Annotated in this window: 20 protein-coding genes and 3 tRNA genes; 12 read left to right on the forward strand and 11 right to left on the reverse strand. The window is 31.0% G+C overall.

Features of this window, described 5'->3' with window-relative positions; all coding sequences use genetic code 11:
- Window positions 1–7: 7 nt before the first annotated feature.
- Window positions 8–1,363: a putative DNA modification/repair radical SAM protein gene (locus GXK57_RS03430; protein ID WP_160671442.1), complete on the reverse strand. Its 1,356-nt coding sequence runs from the start codon at window positions 1,361–1,363 to the stop codon at window positions 8–10.
- Between the two features lie 428 nt (window positions 1,364–1,791).
- Between GXK57_RS03430 and GXK57_RS03435 the strand changes: the two genes are divergently transcribed.
- Window positions 1,792–2,988, forward strand: a complete 1,197-nt coding sequence (locus tag GXK57_RS03435; protein WP_160671445.1) for a glycosyltransferase family 4 protein — start codon at window positions 1,792–1,794, stop codon at window positions 2,986–2,988.
- A gap of 51 nt (window positions 2,989–3,039) precedes the next feature.
- Here GXK57_RS03435 and GXK57_RS03440 read toward each other — a convergent pair whose 3' ends face one another.
- From GXK57_RS03440 to GXK57_RS03460, 5 genes are all read right to left on the reverse strand, one after another.
- Complete coding sequence (locus tag GXK57_RS03440) at window positions 3,040–4,062, reverse strand: lysylphosphatidylglycerol synthase transmembrane domain-containing protein (protein WP_160671448.1); 1,023 nt, start codon at window positions 4,060–4,062, stop codon at window positions 3,040–3,042.
- A complete protein-coding gene (locus GXK57_RS03445) occupies window positions 4,052–5,110 on the reverse strand; it encodes a glycosyltransferase family 4 protein (RefSeq protein WP_160671451.1) in 1,059 nt (352 codons plus the stop codon). The genes GXK57_RS03440 and GXK57_RS03445 overlap by 11 nt, the downstream gene beginning before the upstream one ends.
- Window positions 5,111–5,601: 491 nt before the next feature.
- Window positions 5,602–6,246 (reverse strand): hypothetical protein, encoded by a 645-nt coding sequence (locus GXK57_RS03450; protein ID WP_160671454.1) that lies wholly within the window; start codon window positions 6,244–6,246, stop codon window positions 5,602–5,604.
- Window positions 6,247–6,672: 426 nt separating this feature from the next.
- Window positions 6,673–6,921, reverse strand: coding sequence for a TIGR03905 family TSCPD domain-containing protein (locus GXK57_RS03455; protein ID WP_160671457.1), 249 nt, complete (start codon window positions 6,919–6,921; stop codon window positions 6,673–6,675).
- A gap of 431 nt (window positions 6,922–7,352) precedes the next feature.
- A complete protein-coding gene (locus tag GXK57_RS03460) occupies window positions 7,353–7,883 on the reverse strand; it encodes a DUF4364 family protein (RefSeq protein WP_160671460.1) in 531 nt (176 codons plus the stop codon).
- A 130-nt stretch (window positions 7,884–8,013) separates the two neighbouring features.
- Here GXK57_RS03460 and GXK57_RS03465 point away from each other — a divergent pair, with 130 nt between their 5' ends.
- The gene (locus tag GXK57_RS03465; protein WP_128215960.1) at window positions 8,014–8,766 is read left to right on the forward strand and encodes a polysaccharide deacetylase family protein; all 753 of its coding nucleotides are present in this window, start codon (window positions 8,014–8,016) and stop codon (window positions 8,764–8,766) included.
- Between the two features lie 119 nt (window positions 8,767–8,885).
- Complete coding sequence (locus GXK57_RS03470; protein WP_128212750.1) at window positions 8,886–9,542, forward strand: single-stranded DNA-binding protein; 657 nt, start codon at window positions 8,886–8,888, stop codon at window positions 9,540–9,542.
- A 70-nt stretch (window positions 9,543–9,612) separates the two neighbouring features.
- On the opposite strand, the gene dapD is transcribed toward GXK57_RS03470, so the two are convergent.
- On the reverse strand, window positions 9,613–10,323 hold the full coding sequence (dapD, locus tag GXK57_RS03475; protein WP_128212751.1) for a 2,3,4,5-tetrahydropyridine-2,6-dicarboxylate N-acetyltransferase: 711 nt from the start codon (window positions 10,321–10,323) through the stop codon (window positions 9,613–9,615).
- Window positions 10,324–10,820: 497 nt separating this feature from the next.
- Between dapD and cobO the strand changes: the two genes are divergently transcribed.
- Window positions 10,821–11,360, forward strand: coding sequence for a cob(I)yrinic acid a,c-diamide adenosyltransferase (gene cobO, locus GXK57_RS03480; protein ID WP_160671463.1), 540 nt, complete (start codon window positions 10,821–10,823; stop codon window positions 11,358–11,360).
- Between the two features lies 1 nt (window position 11,361).
- Entirely contained in the window at window positions 11,362–12,495 is a 1,134-nt protein-coding gene (locus tag GXK57_RS03485; protein WP_160671466.1) for an aminotransferase class I/II-fold pyridoxal phosphate-dependent enzyme, read from the forward strand.
- Between the two features lie 125 nt (window positions 12,496–12,620).
- Here GXK57_RS03485 and dapB read toward each other — a convergent pair whose 3' ends face one another.
- The 3 genes from dapB to GXK57_RS03500 are packed head-to-tail and all read right to left on the reverse strand — an operon-like array spanning window position 12,621 to window position 15,318.
- Complete coding sequence (gene dapB / locus GXK57_RS03490; RefSeq protein WP_160671469.1) at window positions 12,621–13,382, reverse strand: 4-hydroxy-tetrahydrodipicolinate reductase; 762 nt, start codon at window positions 13,380–13,382, stop codon at window positions 12,621–12,623.
- 13 nt (window positions 13,383–13,395) lie between these two features.
- The gene (dapA, locus tag GXK57_RS03495) at window positions 13,396–14,277 is read right to left on the reverse strand and encodes a 4-hydroxy-tetrahydrodipicolinate synthase (protein WP_160671471.1); all 882 of its coding nucleotides are present in this window, start codon (window positions 14,275–14,277) and stop codon (window positions 13,396–13,398) included.
- Window positions 14,278–14,328: 51 nt separating this feature from the next.
- Complete coding sequence (locus tag GXK57_RS03500; RefSeq protein WP_160671474.1) at window positions 14,329–15,318, reverse strand: aspartate-semialdehyde dehydrogenase; 990 nt, start codon at window positions 15,316–15,318, stop codon at window positions 14,329–14,331.
- A 460-nt stretch (window positions 15,319–15,778) separates the two neighbouring features.
- Between GXK57_RS03500 and GXK57_RS03505 the strand changes: the two genes are divergently transcribed.
- The 6 genes from GXK57_RS03505 (at window position 15,779) to GXK57_RS03530 (ending at window position 18,075) form a co-directional block, all read left to right on the forward strand.
- Entirely contained in the window at window positions 15,779–16,030 is a 252-nt protein-coding gene (locus tag GXK57_RS03505; protein ID WP_160671477.1) for a small, acid-soluble spore protein, alpha/beta type, read from the forward strand.
- Between the two features lie 101 nt (window positions 16,031–16,131).
- A complete protein-coding gene (locus tag GXK57_RS03510) occupies window positions 16,132–16,881 on the forward strand; it encodes a class I SAM-dependent methyltransferase (protein WP_160671480.1) in 750 nt (249 codons plus the stop codon).
- Window positions 16,882–16,883: 2 nt separating this feature from the next.
- Window positions 16,884–17,768, forward strand: coding sequence for an Hsp33 family molecular chaperone HslO (gene hslO / locus GXK57_RS03515; RefSeq protein WP_160671483.1), 885 nt, complete (start codon window positions 16,884–16,886; stop codon window positions 17,766–17,768).
- 59 nt (window positions 17,769–17,827) lie between these two features.
- Window positions 17,828–17,904, forward strand: a tRNA-Asp gene (locus GXK57_RS03520).
- Window positions 17,905–17,907: 3 nt separating this feature from the next.
- Window positions 17,908–17,983: transfer RNA gene (locus GXK57_RS03525), tRNA-Phe, on the forward strand.
- A 17-nt stretch (window positions 17,984–18,000) separates the two neighbouring features.
- Window positions 18,001–18,075: transfer RNA gene (locus GXK57_RS03530), tRNA-Cys, on the forward strand.
- 323 nt (window positions 18,076–18,398) lie between these two features.
- Here the strand turns inward: GXK57_RS03530 and GXK57_RS03535 are convergent.
- Window positions 18,399–19,373: an aldo/keto reductase family protein gene (locus tag GXK57_RS03535; protein WP_160671486.1), complete on the reverse strand. Its 975-nt coding sequence runs from the start codon at window positions 19,371–19,373 to the stop codon at window positions 18,399–18,401.
- A 310-nt stretch (window positions 19,374–19,683) separates the two neighbouring features.
- Here GXK57_RS03535 and GXK57_RS03540 point away from each other — a divergent pair, with 310 nt between their 5' ends.
- Window positions 19,684–20,058 (forward strand): MerR family transcriptional regulator, encoded by a 375-nt coding sequence (locus tag GXK57_RS03540; protein ID WP_160671489.1) that lies wholly within the window; start codon window positions 19,684–19,686, stop codon window positions 20,056–20,058.
- Window positions 20,059–20,197 lie beyond the last annotated feature (139 nt).

Consider the following 20,197-nt stretch of genomic DNA (forward strand, 5'->3'; position numbering starts at 1 on the left):
ATCCCTCCTATAGTTCTCCAGTTAATGAACTTGGTCTATCGTTTAATAATAATATTTTATTCGTTGTAGTATTAAAGTCAACGTTATCAGGTAAGAGAAATTTTTTATCTATTTTATCAAAAAAGCTTAGCTGCTCTCCTTCATTTTCTAAGATATTTAGATCAAATCTAGGGGTTAAAGCAGTTTTTACCTTTTCCTCATCTAGTGGAACGGAGCCGTAATACCTTCCTTTGCAGGTTATGAAATACTGAGCTCTTTTCAATACAACCCCTAGCTTTTTCAAATCTTGAAAGTCTAAGGCTGATATCTTACGAGCGCTCATAATCTTTTGTGCACCTCTTATACCTATGCCAGGAATTCTAATTAAGGTTTCGTAGGGAGCTTTATTGATTTCAACTGGGAAAAGATGAATATTGTTTAAAGCCCAAAAGGTCTTAGGGTCAAAGTTAATATCAAAGTTTGGATTTTTGTCGGTTAGAAGTTCTTCAGCTTTAAAGCCATAAACACGTAACAGCCAGTCACCTTGATAAAGTCTATGCTCCCTTAAAGTGGGAGGATTCTTTAACTCTGGTAGGTTTCTACCTGTATTAACTGGAACATAAGCTGAGTAATATACTCTTTTAAGTGAATATTTTTCATAAAGGCCTTCAGATAAATTAAGTATATTAAGATCGCTTTCCTTTGTAGCTCCAACTATAAGCTGAGTACTTTGTCCTCCAGGTACAAATAAAGGTGCTCTTCGAAATACTTTATTCTCAGATCTACTGATTTGGATACCATTTTTTATAAGCTTCATAGGCTGAAAAATATTTTCTTTTGTCTTATCTGGTGCCAATAACTTTAAAGACTGAGAAGAAGGAAGTTCAAGATTAACACTCATTCTATCTGCAAAAGTACCGGCTTTCTTTATAAGCTCTTCATCAGCTCCAGGAATGGCTTTTAAGTGTATATACCCTTTAAAACCATGTTCTGTCCTTAGCTTTTCAACTACTCTGGTTAAGGTCTCCATAGTTGCGTTAGGTGTATTAAAAACAGCAGAACTTAAAAATAAGCCCTCTATATAATTTCTTCTATAAAAATTCATAGTAAGGTTCACTACTTCATCAGCTGTAAAAGCAGCTCTTTCAATATCATTGCTTTTTCTATTGATGCAGTAAGCGCAATCATAAATGCAATAATTTGTTAGGAGTATCTTTAATAGTGAGATGCATCTTCCATCAGGAGTAAAGCTATGGCATATACCTCCGCTTGCTACAGAACCTAAGTCTCCTTTCTTTGAAGAACGGCTTGAACCAGAAGAGGAACAAGACACATCATATTTTGCTGCACCGCTAAGAATTCTAAGTTTTTCATTTATATCCATGTTATCACCGTCTTTATGTTAATAAATATATTATATATGATAATTTTGATGAGAACAAGCGTTCTTTTTAACGTTTATATTATATGAAGCTTGTAAGGTTTTATTCAATAATCGATGTGCTAGTTTGTTAAAAAAATTTTATGAAGTCATAAAGCAGAAAATTATATAAGTTGAAAAAATATTAAATCGATTAAGTACTGACACTTACATATTTAAATTTTTCAAAAAAATCAAGATTATGAATTGGTTTTACATTAATGGAAACACTATTTTTATGTGCTAATAATAAGGAAATTAATGATCTAATGATGAAATTGTTTAGAATATCCTAATTTATAGGCTTTAACTAATATGGTTGCTTAATGATAATTGTGCAAGTGCAGTTATATTCCAAAGTTACTGTCTGGATATCTAAGGAGGATAGCTTTATGAAAATATTAATAACTACAGATACCTATTTTCCTATGATTAATGGAGTTGTCGCTTCAGTAACTAATTTATATAATGAGTTGAAACTGAAAGGGCATAAAGTAAAAATATTGACTTTATCTAATGACAGAAAAGAAACTGTTAGAGGAGATATTTATTACTTAAAATCAATTGGCATAGGTGTTTATCCTGATGCTAGAATTAAGTTTCCTTTACATAATAGACTTATAGGTGAAATAATTCGATGGAACCCTGATATTATTCACTCTCAAACTGAATTTTCAATGATGCTTGTTTCTAAATATATATCAAATAAATTAAATATACCTATAATTCATACATATCATACTATGTACGAAGACTATTTAGGATATGTTTTAGGAGGAAGGTTAATAACTAAGAATACATCTGCAAAGTTTATTAGGATGCTTTTAAACAGTTTAGATAGTGTAATAGCACCTACTCAAAAAGCAAAAGACTCTTTGCTAAGCTATGGGGTAAACACATCAATAAATGTGATACCTACAGGGATAAACTTAAAGAGATTCAAAAAAGAACTTCTAAACGATGAAAAGAAAAGGATAAAGAAGAATCTTAATATAAGAGAAGACGATAGGGTTATAGCGTATGTAGGTAGAATTGGCCAAGAGAAAAATATAAGTGAAATAATTGACTTTATGAGGGATTTAATAACGGTTAATAAAAAAATAAAACTTATAATTGTAGGAGGAGGGCCATATTTAGAAAAACTAAAGTGTGAGGTAACATATAAAGGCATAGAGAAAAACGTTATATTTACTGGTATGATAAGATCAGAAGAAGTTTATAAATACTATAAGATAGCTGAAATATTTGTTACAGCATCTTCTAGTGAAACACAGGGGCTTACATATATAGAGGCACTTAGTAGTGGATGCCCTGTAGTTTGTAAATACGATACTTGTATCGATGGAGTAATAGAACAAGGGAAAAATGGTTTTGCCTATAGAGGTAGAAAAGAATATACATATTATATAAACAAAATTCTTAATGATCATGATTTAAGATACAATATGAAACAAAGTGCTCTAATTAAAGCTGATGAGTATTCCAGTGAAATTTTCTGTAATAAAGTGTTGGAGGAGTACTACAGAGTTTTAAAGAGTACAGCCAACATAGAAATAGATTTAGTAAATGTGATTAATCATAAAACATAATTATTAAAATAATAGTGAATTACCTTCCTAAAGTAAAAAACCTAGCAGATACTAGGTTTTATTTTTTTGCAAACTATTATGGGGAAAGAGTAAACTTAATATACTTCCAATAGCTATTGAAGAGTAGTATGTTATGAGTCTCCATAAAAAAATAGCTGTTATTATTGTTCCAGATTTAAAAAATAGTCCGTAGATTAAGTAGAAGCCACCTTCAGCACCACCTTCAGCACCGGGAAGTGGAATTATTACCATGAAGTTAACTAAAAATACCTGTGCAGCTATCATTGTAATAATATCTTCAGCATTAAATCCAAAACTTCTATATATACAGTAAGGGATAGAAAAGAAGGCTAACCATTGAAGTATTGTTAGTATAGAAGCTTTCATACACATTTTTTTATATTTTGTTATAAGCAGTGCATTTTCGTGGAAGTTTTCTAATTCTTTTTCAACCTTATTATAACTAGAATCAATATTCTTTAATAGTTTGAACCTATTTAATATTTTAAAAATCAATATTAATAACTTTTTAGTAAGCTTGTGGCTAAATAAAAATAGAACAGCCAAAATCATAGTTATTATATGTACAATAAGGCCTGAAAAACATAGGTATAAAAAGTAGTTTACTCTTGAGTAAAAGTAATTAAATCTGAGTAAAAATGCCATTAGTAAAATTAATATATTAGTTATTTGGTGAATTATGAACTTTATCATTGATATGGAGCCTGCAATACCAATTGGTATACCACTTTCTGTCATCTCATATAGTTGAGCAGGATGACTACCAGCGGAAAAAGGAGTAATAGCACCAAAAAACTGTCCTATTATTTGAAATCTAATAGATTTAATAAATAAATCATCTATGGGATGTAACTCCTTTGTTATTACGTATATTACAAGACTCTCAAATATCCAAAATGCTATGATGAGGATTATGGCTGTAAGTAACCAAGAAAAATTCAAAGTCATTATTTCATCTATTAGTGCCTTTAGTCCTTTAGTAAATAGAAAAAATGTAATGAAGATAAAAGCTGATATGATCACTACAGCAAGATTAAGAATTTTACTCTTCATTAAGTTTTCTCCTGGTTTTTCCTAGTTTTTGAGTATATATTTCATCATAGAATTTCTCCCATAGCTTTAATACATAATCTTTAGAGTAAAATTCATGACACTTTGAAGACTCTTTGCACCAATGATGATAATCTTCTCCTTTTTCTTTAAGAGTAGCTATGTTTTTTATAAAATCATCTACATGAGAACCTTTTATATAGCAATCAAATAAAATACCTTTATAAATATCTAAGTCTCTCAATAGTATTGGTATATTTAGCGACATCGATTCTAGTATAGACATTGGGAATAATTCATTATATGAAGGCAGAAACATTAAATCACAGATATTATAAATATCATTCATTTCACCTCTATCTACTATACCTAAGAATTTTACGTTTTCTGGTGGATTTTCTACAATAGTCTTTAGCTCCTTATAGCCATCAGTTATTGCACCAAATGAAAATCCTCCAGCCCATACAAATTGTATTTCAGGCAAGTTTTTAGCAACTTCTATAAAGTCTATAACACCTTTTCTAGTTTGAACTTGACCAACTCCTAAAACTACGAATTTGTCCAAAGATATATTATATCTTTCTTTTATACTATTAATTTTTTCAGTATCATATCTATAAAAGTTTTCTTCAGAAACAAAGTTTGGTATATAGGTGATTTTACTTTCATTTATCTTGTAGCGTTTTAAAACATCTATAAAATATGGGTTTACCACTACTAAATGATCTACACTTTTATAAAAAGAGATCATATATTTATAAAAAACTTTCTTTATGAAGTAGGGTAGCTTTAGGCTTTCTTCTATAGTTTCTGGAACAAAATGAACATAGGCTACAGAAGTACCTAGAAGTCTGGTAAAGGGAATGCTCAAAAAAAATTTTAAATCTATAGTATGATAGTGCATTATATCACAAAAGGATAACTTATTAACTTTTACTATATATTTATCTATAAGACCAGTACTTACTAAGTTTACTTGTTCAATGTAAGCTGATAAAACTCCTTGCCCTTTTACTTTATCAGCAGAAGAGAGCATATTTATGGTTGGCATTAAAAAACCTCCTTTTATAAATCAACATATATTTAGTTTCTGTAAAACTTCAATGTATATTCCTTTTTTAGAATTTAATTATAAGAGGAAGTTACAGTTTTTTTCTTAATACAGATTCTTCTAATAGGACTTATGGTAAACTTTTTATACTTCTTAGAACAGTATAAAAATTTTTGCTAGCTAAACCTAATGATTTCAAGGGCTTACAACAACTATTTAAAGTAACTGTAAAAATATAATCTTGTTGACGGACAGATTTTCATTATATGTATTCAGAAATGCAGAGATAGAAAAATTACTGAAAATTGGGCATATGTAGATTTAGAATTGTTTTTTGAAAATATTTTATGTGTTAAATGACTAAATTTTCCTTTGTATAACAAAAAGGATATAAGCAAAAATACTTATATCCCAATAGTAGAAGTTCAATTTTTTACTAAACATATAATGTTTTAAGTTCACCTAAACATTGTATCAAATTCAGCTTGTTTTTAAGTAAAATAAGCTAATCTTATGACATCCTTAGGCCTTCTATGATTCCATAGTAAGTCTAAATCAATTTGGTGGAATTCACCATAAGTTGATACAGAGATGTAATGTTTATTGTTGTTAGGGTTAATCAATAGATTAGTTATAGTCATCCAATGCCAAGTATAATCCTCAAGTTCTTTAACTGGATGCTTTAATATCAAAATTGCTATAGGTAGCTTTAAATTTAAAGCTTCATAAATAAAATCTATTGCATTGTCCATGGTAGCTTGTTCGTCTAATATATGGGGGACCAAAGACACACCTCTACTTTGTGAAAAAGACAAAACATTTTCGCTGAATTGCTCTACAGAAGTAAGTCCAAACATCCCAGGAATTACATACTTACGTACTTCAATCATATGCTCTACAAAATCTTTTTTATTGATAATATCCTTATATGGATACAAATTATTAAATTTATCTGGAGCTAATTTAGAAAGATATGCAGTTATATTCGCTGCAGCAACAGGGCCACAGCCACTAAGCTGATGAGCCTTCTTTGGAAACCAGTACTGATTACCGCCATAATGTATTGTTTCGGAATCATAAATTGAAAGCTGTATCTCTTCTAGATTAGGATAGTTTTGCATTTTAAAATTTTCCATTGCTACCACCTTTCCGCATAATAGCTCTTGTTTTTTTACTCTTTATCTACTTATATGTGAAGAATCTTCTGAAAAATCTGAAAAGTAATAATCAACACAATAATTAACTGCCGTCTTTAGTTATTTAGTAAGTTTTATTTAAAAGAGTAATAAGAACTTGCTTATAACGCTTACTATATAAAATAGTTAGTAGTTTTAATATACTATATTTTTATGAAGTAGTAAATTAGATAAATATGACATAGGAACTACATTGACTAAAAATCATAGCAAAAATGAAGAGCCTTGGATTTAATATTTTATAAGAATCAGTGGTGAAAGATATTGAAGAGGCTTAAGATAATTGGTAAAAGAAAGAATAAAATGCACCGAAAGAATAATAAACAAGTTCTTTTGATGCATTTTACTTACAAGTTTTATAAATTATTATAAGCTAGCTACATATTCCTCTAAGGCTTTTGATAATTGATCTGGGCAAGATGTATCTCTATTACCACAAGTTATTCCTTTAAGTCTTTTTATAGCTTCATTAACTTCCATACCTTCGATAAGCGAAGATATTCCTTTTAGGTTACCATTGCATCCACCTACAAAGTTTACGCTAGATATTTTGTTATCAACTATGTCAAAGCTTACTTGCTTTGAACACACACCAGCTGTTTTATAAGAATTCATTTGAGACTCCCCCTCATAATGTTATTTTATTGACTAAAAGATTAAACAATTATACTTTATAACTGATAATTTATTAAAGTAATATCTCTAATTGTAGTATCTTTATAGTACTGTCATTAGTAATTATACTATATTACTAGGTTTTATAGAAGCGGATATAGTGTAAAATCATATTTACTCCAAATTAAGTTATAATATTAAATTGAAAATAATTTATGAAATATTTAACTATTAGATCTCATCTATTAAAGATGTTCCACTTTTATCCGAAAGCTATTATCAACACTTCTATGGGTTTTGAGAGGAGAATTTGAAAATATATTTTATTACGAATAAGTACACTTGTAAAAAATAAGTGAATAAATAGATAAAGACGAAAAAAATTCACTAAAGAAGGTTTGCTTTAGCGAATTTTTCATTGATTTGTATATTTAATTCTCTTCAATAAGTATATTAATAATGTTGTTATAGATTAACGAAGGATTTTCCTTCCATTTACTACATAAGGCAATAGCTTGCTTCTTAGAGGCTACACTTACCTTTAAATCCATGAGTAAACTATCATCCTCAACTGCTTTAAGGTTAACTATAAAGGTATTGTTCTGATCTGGAGTATAGTCTGCTGAGATAGTAAGCTCTCTTTTAATCTTTTCTATGCTTGATTTTAAATAATCATCTATTAAGCTTAGTCTTTGTGGAGATATCCTATCTTTAAATAAAGTTAATACTTTCTTTCCTGTATCTGTAATGAATAAAAGCTTCTTATCATTGCTAGCTTCGTATTTTATAAAGCCAGAAGAAATAAGCTCTGTTATATACTGTTGAAGGAAAAAGTAATTAATAAAGCTGTTTTCCAAAACAATCTCAGTTAATTGTGCATTAGATATTGGATATTTAATAGATTTAATTATATATAAAAGCAGAAGCTTGTTTTCAGCAAGTTCTAATGTGTTGTCATTCATACGATTATCCTCCCAATCACCAGTATGTCTATATTATAGCATAAAACTTATTAATTTCTCTATGAAAATTTTATTGTCATTATTTAGTAGGTAAGTGAATATTATTCTAAAGAGACTTCATTATGGAGGAATACATTTGAGAAAGTATAAAACAATCTTAATATTAATTTTAGTATTAGTTGTTGTTACTGTAGCAGCATCTACTGCAGTAAATGCATGGATGATAAAAAAATCTTTACCTATATATTCTGTAGACACGAAGGAGAAAAAAATTTCTATAACCTTTGATGTCAATTGGACTGATGATGATAAGCTTTTAAGTATATTAGACATAATGAAGGAATATAATGTAAAAGGTACGTTTTTTATCATGGGAGGCTGGGTAAATTCAAATGAAGAAAACGTTGAGGAGTTGAAAAAAATAAAGGAGGGGGGAAACGAAATAGCAAATCACAGTTATATACATCCTAATTTTGCTAACATATCTACAGATAGAATGGTATCTGAAATAAAGAAGACTGAAGATATAATTTACAATAATACAGGTTATAAGACAAAGCTTTTTAGATGTCCAAGCGGGTCTTATAATGATACTGTAATAAATACAGTTAAAAATATGGGATATTATTGTATACAGTGGGATGTGGATAGTGTAGACTGGAAGAATCAGGGGGCAGATCAAGAATATGAAAGAGTAATGAAAAATGTAAAGCCAGGTTCTATTTTGCTTTTTCATAATAACGGCAAATATACTCCTGAAAATTTAAAGAGAATTTTCAAGAATTTGAAAGCTCAAGGCTATGAATTTGTACCTGTTGGTGACCTTATCTATAAGAATAATTTCACCATTGACAGCGATGGTAAACAACATATGGTTAACTAGAAAAAAAACATATTGTAAAAAAGGCATGAAATGTATTATAATGGAAATAAGTTATTTTCTAATTTATACTTTATTACAAAAAATAAAAATTTTAAAAAACAAGGGAGAGAGGGGTTTAAATGGATAATTTAATGTTAAATAATAAAATTTACCTTGAAGGAACTGTTGCTTCAGAATTAGACTTTAGCCATGAAATGTATGGGGAGAAATTTCTTACTTTTTCTTTGGAGGTAATGAGATTAAGTGATTCTAAAGATATGTTAAATATAACTATATCTGAAAGATTGCTTACTAACTTTGATTTAAGTATAGGTACTGATATAATTGTTGAAGGACAATTAAGGTCTTATAATAAATTTGTAGATGGAGCTAATAAGCTCATATTGACAGTCTTTGCTCGTGATATTAGACCATGTGAGGAGAGAAGCAAAAACCCAAATGAAATTTTTTTAGACGGGTATATATGTAAGGAGCCAGTATATAGGACAACTCCTTTTGGTAGGGAGATTGCTGACGTACTGCTTGCTGTAAATAGAGCATATAATAAGTCCGACTATATACCCACAATAGCATGGGGTAGAAACTCAAGATTTTGTCAGACCTTAAGTGTTGGTGACAATATCAGAATATGGGGAAGACTTCAAAGTAGAGAATACCAAAAGAAAGTTTCAGAAGAAGAAGTGATTAAGAAAGTAGCTTACGAAGTTTCAATATCTAAGATGGAAAGAGTTAATGGGGAAAATGAGTTAGTTGATGATCAAATAGGCGCAGTTTAGAACCTATTTCATAACATATTAAAAGGGCGAATATTCGCCCTTTTTTACTATCTAGAAACTACAAATTTGTTTATTTCCTTAAGTCGTCTAATAATTGAGTCTTGTCTTTAGTCTTATCATCTACTATTTTTATTATCTTCGCAGGAGTACCAGCAACCACAACTCCAGGAGGAACATCATCTACAACCACTGAACCGGCTGCAACTACTGATCCTTTTCCTACCTTAACTCCTTCAAGAATAACAGAATTAGCTCCTATAAGTACATCATCTTCTATGATACATGGTGTTTTGCTTGGCGGTTCTAGAACTCCAGCAACAACTGCGCCTGCTCCAAGATGAACTCTTTTTCCAAGCTTACCTCTAGCGCCAACTACAGCATTCATATCAACCATAGTAGCTTCACCGATTTCAGCACCTATATTTATTACAGCACCCATCATGATTACTGCATTTTTTTCTATTGTAACCTTATCTCTTATTATAGCACCTGGTTCTATTCTAGCATCTATATCAAGTAGGTTTAACATAGGAATTGCAGAGTTTCTTCTATCATTTTCAACTCTAAAGTGCTTTACTTTATGTTTATTATCAAGAATTACCTTTGTTATGTCATCACTTTCTCCGAAAAGTACGTAGAAGTTGTCAGAGCCATACCATTCGATGTTATTCATTTCGCTATCTTTTAAATCTCCATTTACATATACTTTTACTGGAGTAGATTTCTTTGATTCTTTTATAAATCTAGCTATTTCATATGGATCAGTAAAATTATAACTCATTGTATCATCCTTTCCTCTATTGCTTAGATATGTATTACGCAATAAGATTATTATAATAAAACTTACTCAATTATGAAAGGGGTTAGAGGTAGAAATTCAATTTTTATAAAATATTATGGCGAAAGTTCAACATGTAAAGTAAAATATAACTTATAGTATTTTACTTTTAAAATTAAGTTTATTAATTTAAATAATAGAAAACATTATTTTGTAATGTCTTTAAATAGCCATTTATAGGCATATTATACCTAGCGATATTGAGAATTTAAGCAGTTACACAGTATATATTTTAGAAAGTTTTTTGGATTATAGGTACAGTTTAAAAGAAGCCAAAATACAATGATTTTAACATTAAAAAGTATTGCAGGTTTTAAATTATTGCATTAATATGCAGTTTTTGTGTAAAAATATGCAAATATTAATCTGTAAATGCTTCAGATAAAATATATTAATTAGTTACAGATATATCGTATTAGAAGAGACAGGAGTGATAATTAGTGGCAAAGTTAGAAAAGGGATATGTTCAAATATATACTGGAAATGGTAAGGGGAAAACTACTGCAGCCTTAGGATTGGCTTTTAGAGCTGTCGGTGATGGAATGAAGGTGGTTATGGTTCAGTTCTTAAAAAGTAATAAAACTGGAGAGCTTAATTCAGCTCAATTTCATTCTCCTAATTTTCAGATACATAGATTTGAGAAGAGAAGAGGTTTTGTTTGGACTTTAAATGAAGCAGAGAAGCTTGAGTTAAAGGGAGAGATACAAGAGGCGTTTTCCTTTGTTAAAGCTGTGGTTAAAGAAAGAAAGTGTGATATATTAATATTAGATGAAATAATGGCAGCTATGTATAACAATTTCTTAGAGATTTCAGAGGTCTTAGAACTTATAGAAAATAAGCCTGAGGATATGGAAATTATCCTTACTGGCAGAAATGCTCCAAAAGAGTTGATTGAAAGAGCAGATTTGGTTACAGAAATGAAGGAGATAAAGCACTACTACGAAAAAGGTGTAGTTGCTAGAGAGGGGATAGAGTATTAATATGAATAGTAATGTAAATAAGATTGAACTTTCAGGAATAAGAAAATTTTCTAACAAGGTAGCAAAGGTGCCAGGAGCAATATCTCTTACACTAGGGCAGCCTGACTTTCCTGTTCCTAAAAGAGTGAAGGAAGCTATGATAGAGGCTTTGGAGCAAGGCAAGACAGTATATACGTCAAATGCAGGCCTAGTAGAACTAAGAGAAGAGATAAGCAAATATCTAGAAAGCTTTGGGATAAGTTATGATAAAGATGAGATTTGCATAACAGTAGGAGGAAGTGAAGCTCTTTTTACAGTATTTACTACTCTTATAGATAGAGGGGAGAAAGTACTAATACCTACTCCAGCTTACCCTGCTTACGAAAACGGTGTTAAGCTTGTTGGTGGTGAAGTAGTTAACTATAAACTAAATGAAGACTTTTCTCTTAATATTAACTATTTAGAAGAAGCTATATTAAAAAGCGGCGCTAAGTACATTTTATTATCTTTCCCAACTAATCCAACAGGGGCAATACTAGAGAAATCACAGTTGGATAATCTGAAGGATCTTATACTAAAATATGATCTTATGGTAATAACTGATGAGATTTATAGTGCTTTATGCTATGATGAATACCATTCAATTGCTCAGCTTCAGGAATTAAAGGAGAGAGTAATATTTATAGGTGGCTTTTCAAAAATATTTTCAATGACTGGACTTAGGTTAGGGTATTTCTGTGTTAACAAAAAGCTTATGGATGATTTCATGAAGGTTCACCAATACAATGTTTCTTGTGCTACTTCTATATCACAATACGGAGCTTATGTTGGACTTAGAGAGTGTCTTAGCGATGTTGAATACATGAAATCAGAATTTCTTAGAAGAAGAGATTATGTATATGGCAGACTTAAAGTCATGAACTTTGAAGTAAATCTTCCTAAGGGTGCATTTTATATATTTCCATCAATAAAGAAGTTTAATATGACTTCAGAAGAGTTTTGTGAACTTCTTTTAGAGAAGAAGAAGGTTGCTTGTGTGCCAGGTAGCGCTTTTGGAGCAGGAGGAGAAGGCTTCATGAGGATTTCTTACTGCTACAGTGATAAGGAATTAGAAAGGGCTTTGGACTTAATAGAGGAATTCATAAAGGAGATATAGTACATGCTACATCTTTAAGAACATATTGTTTCAATCTAGAGCTTTTAGCTAATGAATACAAAAAGATAAAACAAAAAAGGCTGAGATGGATAAAATAATCCACTTCAGTCTTTTTGCAAAATTACCTAAAAAGAAAGATTTAAAACGTCTTCCATATCATAAAGTCCTGGTTTTGATATCTTTCCCATATAATCACTTGCTTTTAGTGCACCTACAGCAAAAACCTCTCTGGAGATAGCTTTATGAGTTATTTCTATAACTTCACCGTCACCGGCAAATATTACATCATGGTCTCCAACTATGCTTCCACCGCGTATAGCATGTATACCTATTTCCTTATGATCTCTCTTAGCTATGCCTTCTCTTCCGTAAACAAAATGAGTTTCTTCTTCAATAGACTCTTTTATTGTATTGGCAAGCATAACTGCTGTTCCAGAAGGTGCATCTACTTTTTGATTGTGGTGCTTTTCTATTACTTCAATGTCGAAGTTCTCATAAAGAACCGGTGAGATCTTTCTAAGAAGCATGTTAACTAGGTTTACACCAACACTCATATTAGCTGATCTGAATATTGGTAGAGTCTTAGACTTTTCATCTATTAAGGCTAAATCTTCCTTAGTATATCCAGTAGAGCATAGAACCATTGGTTTTTTAGTCTTTTCTGAGTAAGCTATTATGGAACTTAATGAATCCGGTCTTGAGAAATCAAGTAATACATCGTAAGCTACATTGCATTCATTTAAGTCGTTAAATATTGGATAGCTTCTTTCACCCTTTGGGAATTTATCTATTCCAGCTACTATTTGAAGATTTTCTTCTTTTTCTACAAGATTAGATATTACAGTTCCCATCTTACCGCAGCAGCCATTTAATATTATTCTAGTCATAGTATTACCTCCATTACTTTACAAGATCATGCTTTTTCAAAACGCTTGTTAGTTTTTCAAGATTTGAGCCTTCCATTTCAAAAAGAGGTAATCTTAAAGCACCAACATTGCATCCCATTAAGTTTAAAGCTGTTTTAACTGGAATTGGATTTGGTTCAATAAATAGTGTATTAGCAAGATCTAAGGTTCTTATTTGAACTTCTAAAGCTTCTTTTGTCTTACCAGATAAGAATAGTTCGCACATATCATGAACTTCCTTTGGCATAACGTTGGCAAGCACTGATATTACCCCTATTCCTCCTAGTGATAATATAGAAATAGTTTGGTCATCGTTTCCAGAATATATATCTATCTTATCTCCACAAAGAGCTTTGATTTTAGCTATTTGACTTAAATCTCCACTTGCCTCCTTTACTGCAACAACATTCTTTAGCTCAGTAAGCTTTAGTAGAACCTCAGCACTGATGTTCATGTTAGTTCTAGCTGGAACATTGTAAAGAATTATTGGGGTATTTACAGCAACATCTATAGCCTTGAAATGTTCTATCATTCCTCTTTGAGAGGTTTTATTATAATAAGGAGTTATTACTAGAAGACCATCTACACCTATACTTTCAGCCCATTTGCTCATCTCAATGGAGTAGGCGGTATTATTTGTACCAGTACCTGCTATTACAGGAATTCTCTTTTTCACAATATCCACAGTAAACTTTATGGTTTCTTTTTTTTCTGCTTCGGTCATAGTTGAAGCTTCACCAGTAGTACCACATATTATTATAGCATCTGTGTTATTAGCTATATGCCATTCTAGAAGCTCTTCTAATTTCTTAAAGTCCACTCCACTTTCATTAAAAGGAGTAACTATAGCAACTCCAGATCCTTTAAACAAAGACATAATCATACCTCCATGTCTAACTAATTTAAAAAGTAATTCACTTTTTATATATTATTTGTTTTTTATCATTAACTCTGCTATTTGTACTGCATTTAAAGCAGCACCTTTTCTTATGTTATCAGCAACCACCCATAGATTTAACCCATTGTCTATACTAAAATCTCTTCTAATTCTTCCTACATAGACATCATCTTTTCCATCTACCTGTAATGGTGTTGGATATTTATTACTCTTAGTATCATCATATACAACTATGCCTTTAGAGTTGTCAAGTAAAGTAATAACTTCTTTAATATCAAAATCCTTTAAAAGCTCTACGTTTATACTTTCACTATGGCTGTTTAGAACCGGAACTCTTGCAGTAGTAGCTGTTACTTTTAAATCTTCATTGTGAAGTATTTTTCTAGTTTCTTTTATCATCTTTATTTCTTCCTTTGTGTATCCATCTTCGGTGAAGATATCAATATGAGGAAGGATGTTTCCTGCGATTGGATAAGGGAACTTTTTTGGTGCTTCTCCTTTAATACCGTCTTGTAGGTCTAATATTCCTTGAAGACCTGCCCCTGATACTGCTTGATAAGTTGAGTATACTATTCTCTTAATACCATAGGTATCGTATAGAGGTTTTAAAGCAACTACAGCCTGTATAGTAGAACAATTAGGATTTGCTATTATTCCTGTATGCCAAGCAATATCTTCTGGATTAACCTCTGGAACAACTAGAGGAACCTTTGGATCCATTCTCCATGCACTACTGTTATCTATAGCAACTGCACCAATTTCTGCGAACTTTGGAGCAAACTCTAAGCTTGCATCACCACCGGCAGAAAATAATGCAAAATCAATTTCTTTATTTTTTATGTTTTCATCACATAACTCTTCAACCACATAATCACTATCTTTAAACTTCATAGTCTTACCTGCAGATCTTTTTGATGCAAATAAGTACAGGTTCTTTATTGGAAAATTTCTTTCTGCAAGTATTTCAATAAACTTTCTTCCAACGTTACCTGTTGCCCCAACTATTGCTACATTAAACAAAGCAATCCCTCCTAAGTTTTTTATAATTAATGCATAAATATAAATCAGGTCTTATTATATCATAATACTTTGTCACGTTAAATTAATTATACACTATTATTTAATAGGCAGATGAAATTTTTTGAATTTTAAATTTTAATTTTCGCATAATATATATGTATCACTTCATATTAAAAAGTATATTTTGTTATAAAGAATATATCTTTTTAGGACTTGTTATTTACTGGGACTATTAAAGTGCTGCACTGAAATTAAGTGTTTAATAATCATATACTTTAAGCAGCTTAAAAAACAGATATTCAATTCTAGTAGGTTGTTCATATATGGAATCCTGAATAACCACTTAATTTGAACAATACTTTCATGTACTTAATATGTAGCTATTTATAGCTATATTTGTCCAGTATATCAATAAATTGATATGGCAATAATAGAAAAAAATAAGAAAGGAGAATTTCTTATGAGTAAGACACCATTAAAAAAAATTATAAAGTCAAAAATAAAATCAAATAAGGAGCTAACTGCAGCTGAAAAGCTTAGAGAAGCTATGAAATATGAAATTGCAGAAGAACTTGGATTAAAAGATAAAGTAGATTCAGAAGGCTGGGGAGGGCTAACTGCAGAGGAGACCGGTAGAATAGGTGGTATTATGACTAAGAGAAAGAAAAATCTGAAGATACCTAGTAATGATGAAATTTTAGGCAGAAGATAGTATTTGGTATAGTTTCCGTTGTAATTATATTTATATCATTGACTTAGCTGAAATTTAATAATATATTAATTAGTAGATTTAGTTTGGGGGATAATTATTAGATGGACAGCTATAATAAATTTGCAAATCTTTATGATCAACTGATATATGAAGATATAAATTATGATGATATAAGTAATTTTGTACTTAACTTATGTAAAAATAATAACATAAATTATGATTATTATTTAGATCTTGCCTGTGGAACAGGAAATGTGGCCGCAATCCTAGGAAAGCATTTTAAAAATATATTCCTTGTTGACTCATCAGAAAGTATGCTAATAAATGCTGATAAAAAGTTCAGGGAAGAAAGAATGAAGTGTAAGATTGTATGTCAGGATATGACTGAGTTAGCTCTTAATAGAAAATTCAATCTTATAACCTGCGTCCTTGATTCGACTAACTACATATTAGATATTGAAGATTTGAAAAACTATTTTCTTTCAGTAAAAAAGCATATGAGTGAAGACGGAATCTTTGTATTTGATATAAATTCGTATTATAAGCTTAGCGAGATACTTGGAAACAATATTTATACATACAATTCAGAAGATATATTTTACGCTTGGGAGAACATCTTTGAAGAGGAAATAGTAGAGATGAGCTTAACTTTCTTTGTGAAAGACGGAGAGCTTTACGAAAGATTTGAAGAGATTCATGAAGAGAGAGCGTATAAAGAAGAAACCATTGAAGACATCTTAGGACAGTGTGGCTTTGATATAATAGGTAAGTATGATGGTTACAGAGAAAGCAATGTAAAAGAAGATAGTGAAAGAATAGTTTATGTACTTAAATGTTTGGAGGTAAATTAAATATGGAAGATAAAATTATAAGAGCTACGGCAAAAGATGGAATGGTTAGAATAATAGCAGGTATTACTACTAATTTAGTGGATGAAGGAACAAGAATTCACGAATGTAGCCCAACAGCAGCAGTTGCTTTTGGCAGAATGCTTACAGCAGGAACTTTAATGGGCGCAATGTTAAAATCTGAAAAAGAAATAATTACACTTCAGATAAATGGTGGGGGAGAGGCTAAAGGAGTTACTGTGACAGCCTATTCAGATTGCTCAGTAAAAGGATATGTAGGTAATCCAGCTGTTAATTTACCTCTTAACATTAATGGAAGATTAGATGTTGCTGGAGCCATAGGTAAAAACGGTAACTTAACGGTAATAAAAGACTTAGGCTTAAAAGATCCTTATGTAGGACAAGTGCCTATTTATACTGGGGAAGTGGCTGAAGATCTTGCGTACTACTTTACTGCTTCAGAACAAACACCATCTGCAGTATCACTTGGGGTATTAGTAAATAATGACCTATCAATAAAAGCTGCAGGTGGCTTTATAATTCAAATGATGCCTGGAGCAGATGAGCTTTTAGCAGATCTACTTTCTTATAGAATGGAAGAGATACCACCTATAACAAATATGATAACTGAAGGTAAGACTATAGAAGAGATATTAGAATATATATTTGATGGAATGGATTTAAAAATAAATGAAAGCATAGAACCTTTATATAAATGTGACTGTTCAAGAGAGAAAGTTGAAAGAGCATTTATAAGTATTGGTCTTAAAGATCTTACTGAAATATATGAAGAAGGAAAAGAAGAAGAGCTAAAATGTCATTTCTGTAATAAAGGTTATTTATTCACTAATGAACAAATTGGAGAACTAATAAATACTTTAAAAAAATAATTTGTTGACAAAGTCTTCTAAAGTTCATATAATATAATACGTGGACGATAGAAGCATATGGCTCAGTAGCTCAGTTGGTTAGAGTGCCGGCCTGTCACGCCGGAGGTCGAGGGTTCGAGCCCCTTCTGAGTCGCCACGTGGCTAGATAGCTCAGTCGGTAGAGCAGAGGACTGAAAATCCTCGTGTCCCTGGTTCGATTCCTGGTCTGGCCACCATTTATTTAAACATTTTTGGCGCTATAGCCAAGCGGTAAGGTCAAGGTCTGCAAAACCTTTATGCCCCGGTTCAAATCCGGGTGGCGCCTCCAAAATAAAAACTGTGATTTATCTTTAGATAGATCACAGTTTTTATTTTGGATTTTTTATTCTATTATCGGAAATGCTAGATTAACGCCTAGACCCCATTTACACAGGAAACTACCTTATTGTGAGGACGGATATTAATTGTAAGGTAAAAGGGATACCAATATTCTTTAATGAGAAATATTATCCAGTTAAGAATAGAGTTATTAAAGTATAAACTAAATGTTAGTTTTATCATATATAAATATATAGTTTTAAGTAGGAATATCTTATTCTAAGACATATAGAATAATACACCAGATAAAATGTCTGGTGTATTATTTTTAAATTAACCTATTCTACGTGAAAATGGTTGGTAATTTAGAATATTTTCTATTTCATTTAAGGCGTCTGAAGGAAGAGAGACTCCACTAGCTTTTATATTACTTTTCAGTTGCTCTGGTTTTGTAGCTCCTGTGATTAGACTGCTTATTGATGGCTTGCGAAGAGTCCAAGCTAGTGATAGAACAGAGAGACTAATTCCTAAGTCATCAGCTATTTTTGAAAGCTTTTCAACTTTATCAAGGTTATCCTCAGTTAATAAGTTATTAATTTGCTTATCGCTTTGATGAGTAGCTCTTGATCCTTCAGGAATAGGCTGACCTTTTCTATATTTACCTGTGAGCAATCCTTGAGACAGTGGAGAAAAAGGAACTATACCTATGCCATTTTTCTCACAAATACCTATAATTTCGTCTTCTATATATCTGTCCATCATATTGTATTGGGGTTGTATTACATTCATTGGTCTTAGACCCATAGCTTTAATGATGCCAAGTGCTTCTGTAATTTGGACAGGACTCCATTCACTTACCCCGTAATAAAGTATTTTTCCCTTTTCAACAAGATCACTTAAAGCTTGTAGTGTTTCTTCTAAGGGAGTTTCTTCATCATACCTGTGGCAAAAATACATATCAAGATAATCAGTTTGCATATTTTTAAGAGATTTATCAATTTGTTCAAATATATGTTTTCTAGATAAACCTCTATCATTGGGTCCAGAACCAACTGGAAAAAATACTTTGCTAGATACTACATAAGAACTTCTTTCAAAGTTCTTTAATATATTTCCTAAGAATTTTTCTGCTTCACCACCACTATAAGCATCGGCACAATCAAAGAAGTTTATACCGTTTTCATAGGCTAGTTTAACCGTATCTTTAGCAATATCTACAGCATTACCTCCACTTACATCTGTCATCCAGCTACCAAGTGCAATTTCACTCACTTTTAAACCCCATTTACCTACTTTTCTATAATTCATAAAATTCACCTATACCTTTCCAACTATATAATATATAATAAATATAAACCTTTGAGTTAACTCAAAGTCAAGAGTATATAAGATTATTTGCCGTAAAATGAAAAACTAAATTCGTGAGTGCAAGGTTAAATTCGTGTTCAATGATTTTAGTGTTGCACAGAAATTTTGGTTTAAATTAAATTTGGAATGCTGTTTTATTTAGGCAAGTAGATATTCATAAGGTTAAGTGAAATGAAAACATAGAATTAAGTTTTTAAAGTATAAATTTATATATATGACTTCAATACCTAATGAAGAAAGAGGGGGAATTATGAATTATACAATAAAGCAAGTGGCTCAGAGGACCAATTTATCTGATCATACCTTAAGATACTATGATAGGGAAGGGTTGATGCCACTTTTAAAGAGAAGTGCTTCTGGAATAAGAAATTATTCTGAAAACGATATTTGCTGGATAGAACTTATAAACTGTCTTAAGAATAGCGGAATGTCATTGGGGGAGATCAAGGAATTTATGAACCTGTGTCTAAAAGGTGAAGAAACCTGTGAGGAAAGAAAAGAAATACTACAAAAACATAAGGAGAATATTTTAAGTCAAATTGAAAGACTTAACAATAGTCTCGGAATTATAGACTATAAATTGGATCACTATAAGCAGATCGGAATATTTCATATTGATGGATAGAGAATATAAGAAGCTAAGTCGATTTTGCTTTAAATTGGGACTAGCTTCTTTCTTTTTATAATAAAGCTAAACTTTTATATACACCAATAGAAAAGCTTAAAATTAGAATTAATAACTATTGACATAATAGTTATTTCTA

The organism is Clostridium sp. C8-1-8, from assembly GCF_009928445.1.
GTDB lineage: Bacteria > Bacillota > Clostridia > Clostridiales > Clostridiaceae > Clostridium_AR.

What these genes read in the sequence shown, in the direction of transcription:
- GXK57_RS03430 (WP_160671442.1), bottom strand. Translation starts at nt 1,363, where the DNA reads ATGGATATAAATGAAAAACTTAGAATTCTTAGCGGTGCAGCAAAATAT.
- GXK57_RS03435 (WP_160671445.1), top strand. Translation starts at nt 1,792, where the DNA reads ATGAAAATATTAATAACTACAGATACCTATTTTCCTATGATTAATGGA.
- GXK57_RS03440 (WP_160671448.1), bottom strand. Translation starts at nt 4,062, where the DNA reads ATGAAGAGTAAAATTCTTAATCTTGCTGTAGTGATCATATCAGCTTTT.
- GXK57_RS03445 (WP_160671451.1), bottom strand. Translation starts at nt 5,110, where the DNA reads ATGCCAACCATAAATATGCTCTCTTCTGCTGATAAAGTAAAAGGGCAA.
- GXK57_RS03450 (WP_160671454.1), bottom strand. Translation starts at nt 6,246, where the DNA reads ATGGAAAATTTTAAAATGCAAAACTATCCTAATCTAGAAGAGATACAG.
- GXK57_RS03455 (WP_160671457.1), bottom strand. Translation starts at nt 6,921, where the DNA reads ATGAATTCTTATAAAACAGCTGGTGTGTGTTCAAAGCAAGTAAGCTTT.
- GXK57_RS03460 (WP_160671460.1), bottom strand. Translation starts at nt 7,883, where the DNA reads ATGAATGACAACACATTAGAACTTGCTGAAAACAAGCTTCTGCTTTTA.
- GXK57_RS03470 (WP_128212750.1), top strand. Translation starts at nt 8,886, where the DNA reads ATGGATAATTTAATGTTAAATAATAAAATTTACCTTGAAGGAACTGTT.
- dapD (WP_128212751.1), bottom strand. Translation starts at nt 10,323, where the DNA reads ATGAGTTATAATTTTACTGATCCATATGAAATAGCTAGATTTATAAAA.
- GXK57_RS03485 (WP_160671466.1), top strand. Translation starts at nt 11,362, where the DNA reads ATGAATAGTAATGTAAATAAGATTGAACTTTCAGGAATAAGAAAATTT.
- dapB (WP_160671469.1), bottom strand. Translation starts at nt 13,382, where the DNA reads ATGACTAGAATAATATTAAATGGCTGCTGCGGTAAGATGGGAACTGTA.
- dapA (WP_160671471.1), bottom strand. Translation starts at nt 14,277, where the DNA reads ATGTCTTTGTTTAAAGGATCTGGAGTTGCTATAGTTACTCCTTTTAAT.
- GXK57_RS03505 (WP_160671477.1), top strand. Translation starts at nt 15,779, where the DNA reads ATGAGTAAGACACCATTAAAAAAAATTATAAAGTCAAAAATAAAATCA.
- GXK57_RS03510 (WP_160671480.1), top strand. Translation starts at nt 16,132, where the DNA reads ATGGACAGCTATAATAAATTTGCAAATCTTTATGATCAACTGATATAT.
- hslO (WP_160671483.1), top strand. Translation starts at nt 16,884, where the DNA reads ATGGAAGATAAAATTATAAGAGCTACGGCAAAAGATGGAATGGTTAGA.
- GXK57_RS03535 (WP_160671486.1), bottom strand. Translation starts at nt 19,373, where the DNA reads ATGAATTATAGAAAAGTAGGTAAATGGGGTTTAAAAGTGAGTGAAATT.
- GXK57_RS03540 (WP_160671489.1), top strand. Translation starts at nt 19,684, where the DNA reads ATGAATTATACAATAAAGCAAGTGGCTCAGAGGACCAATTTATCTGAT.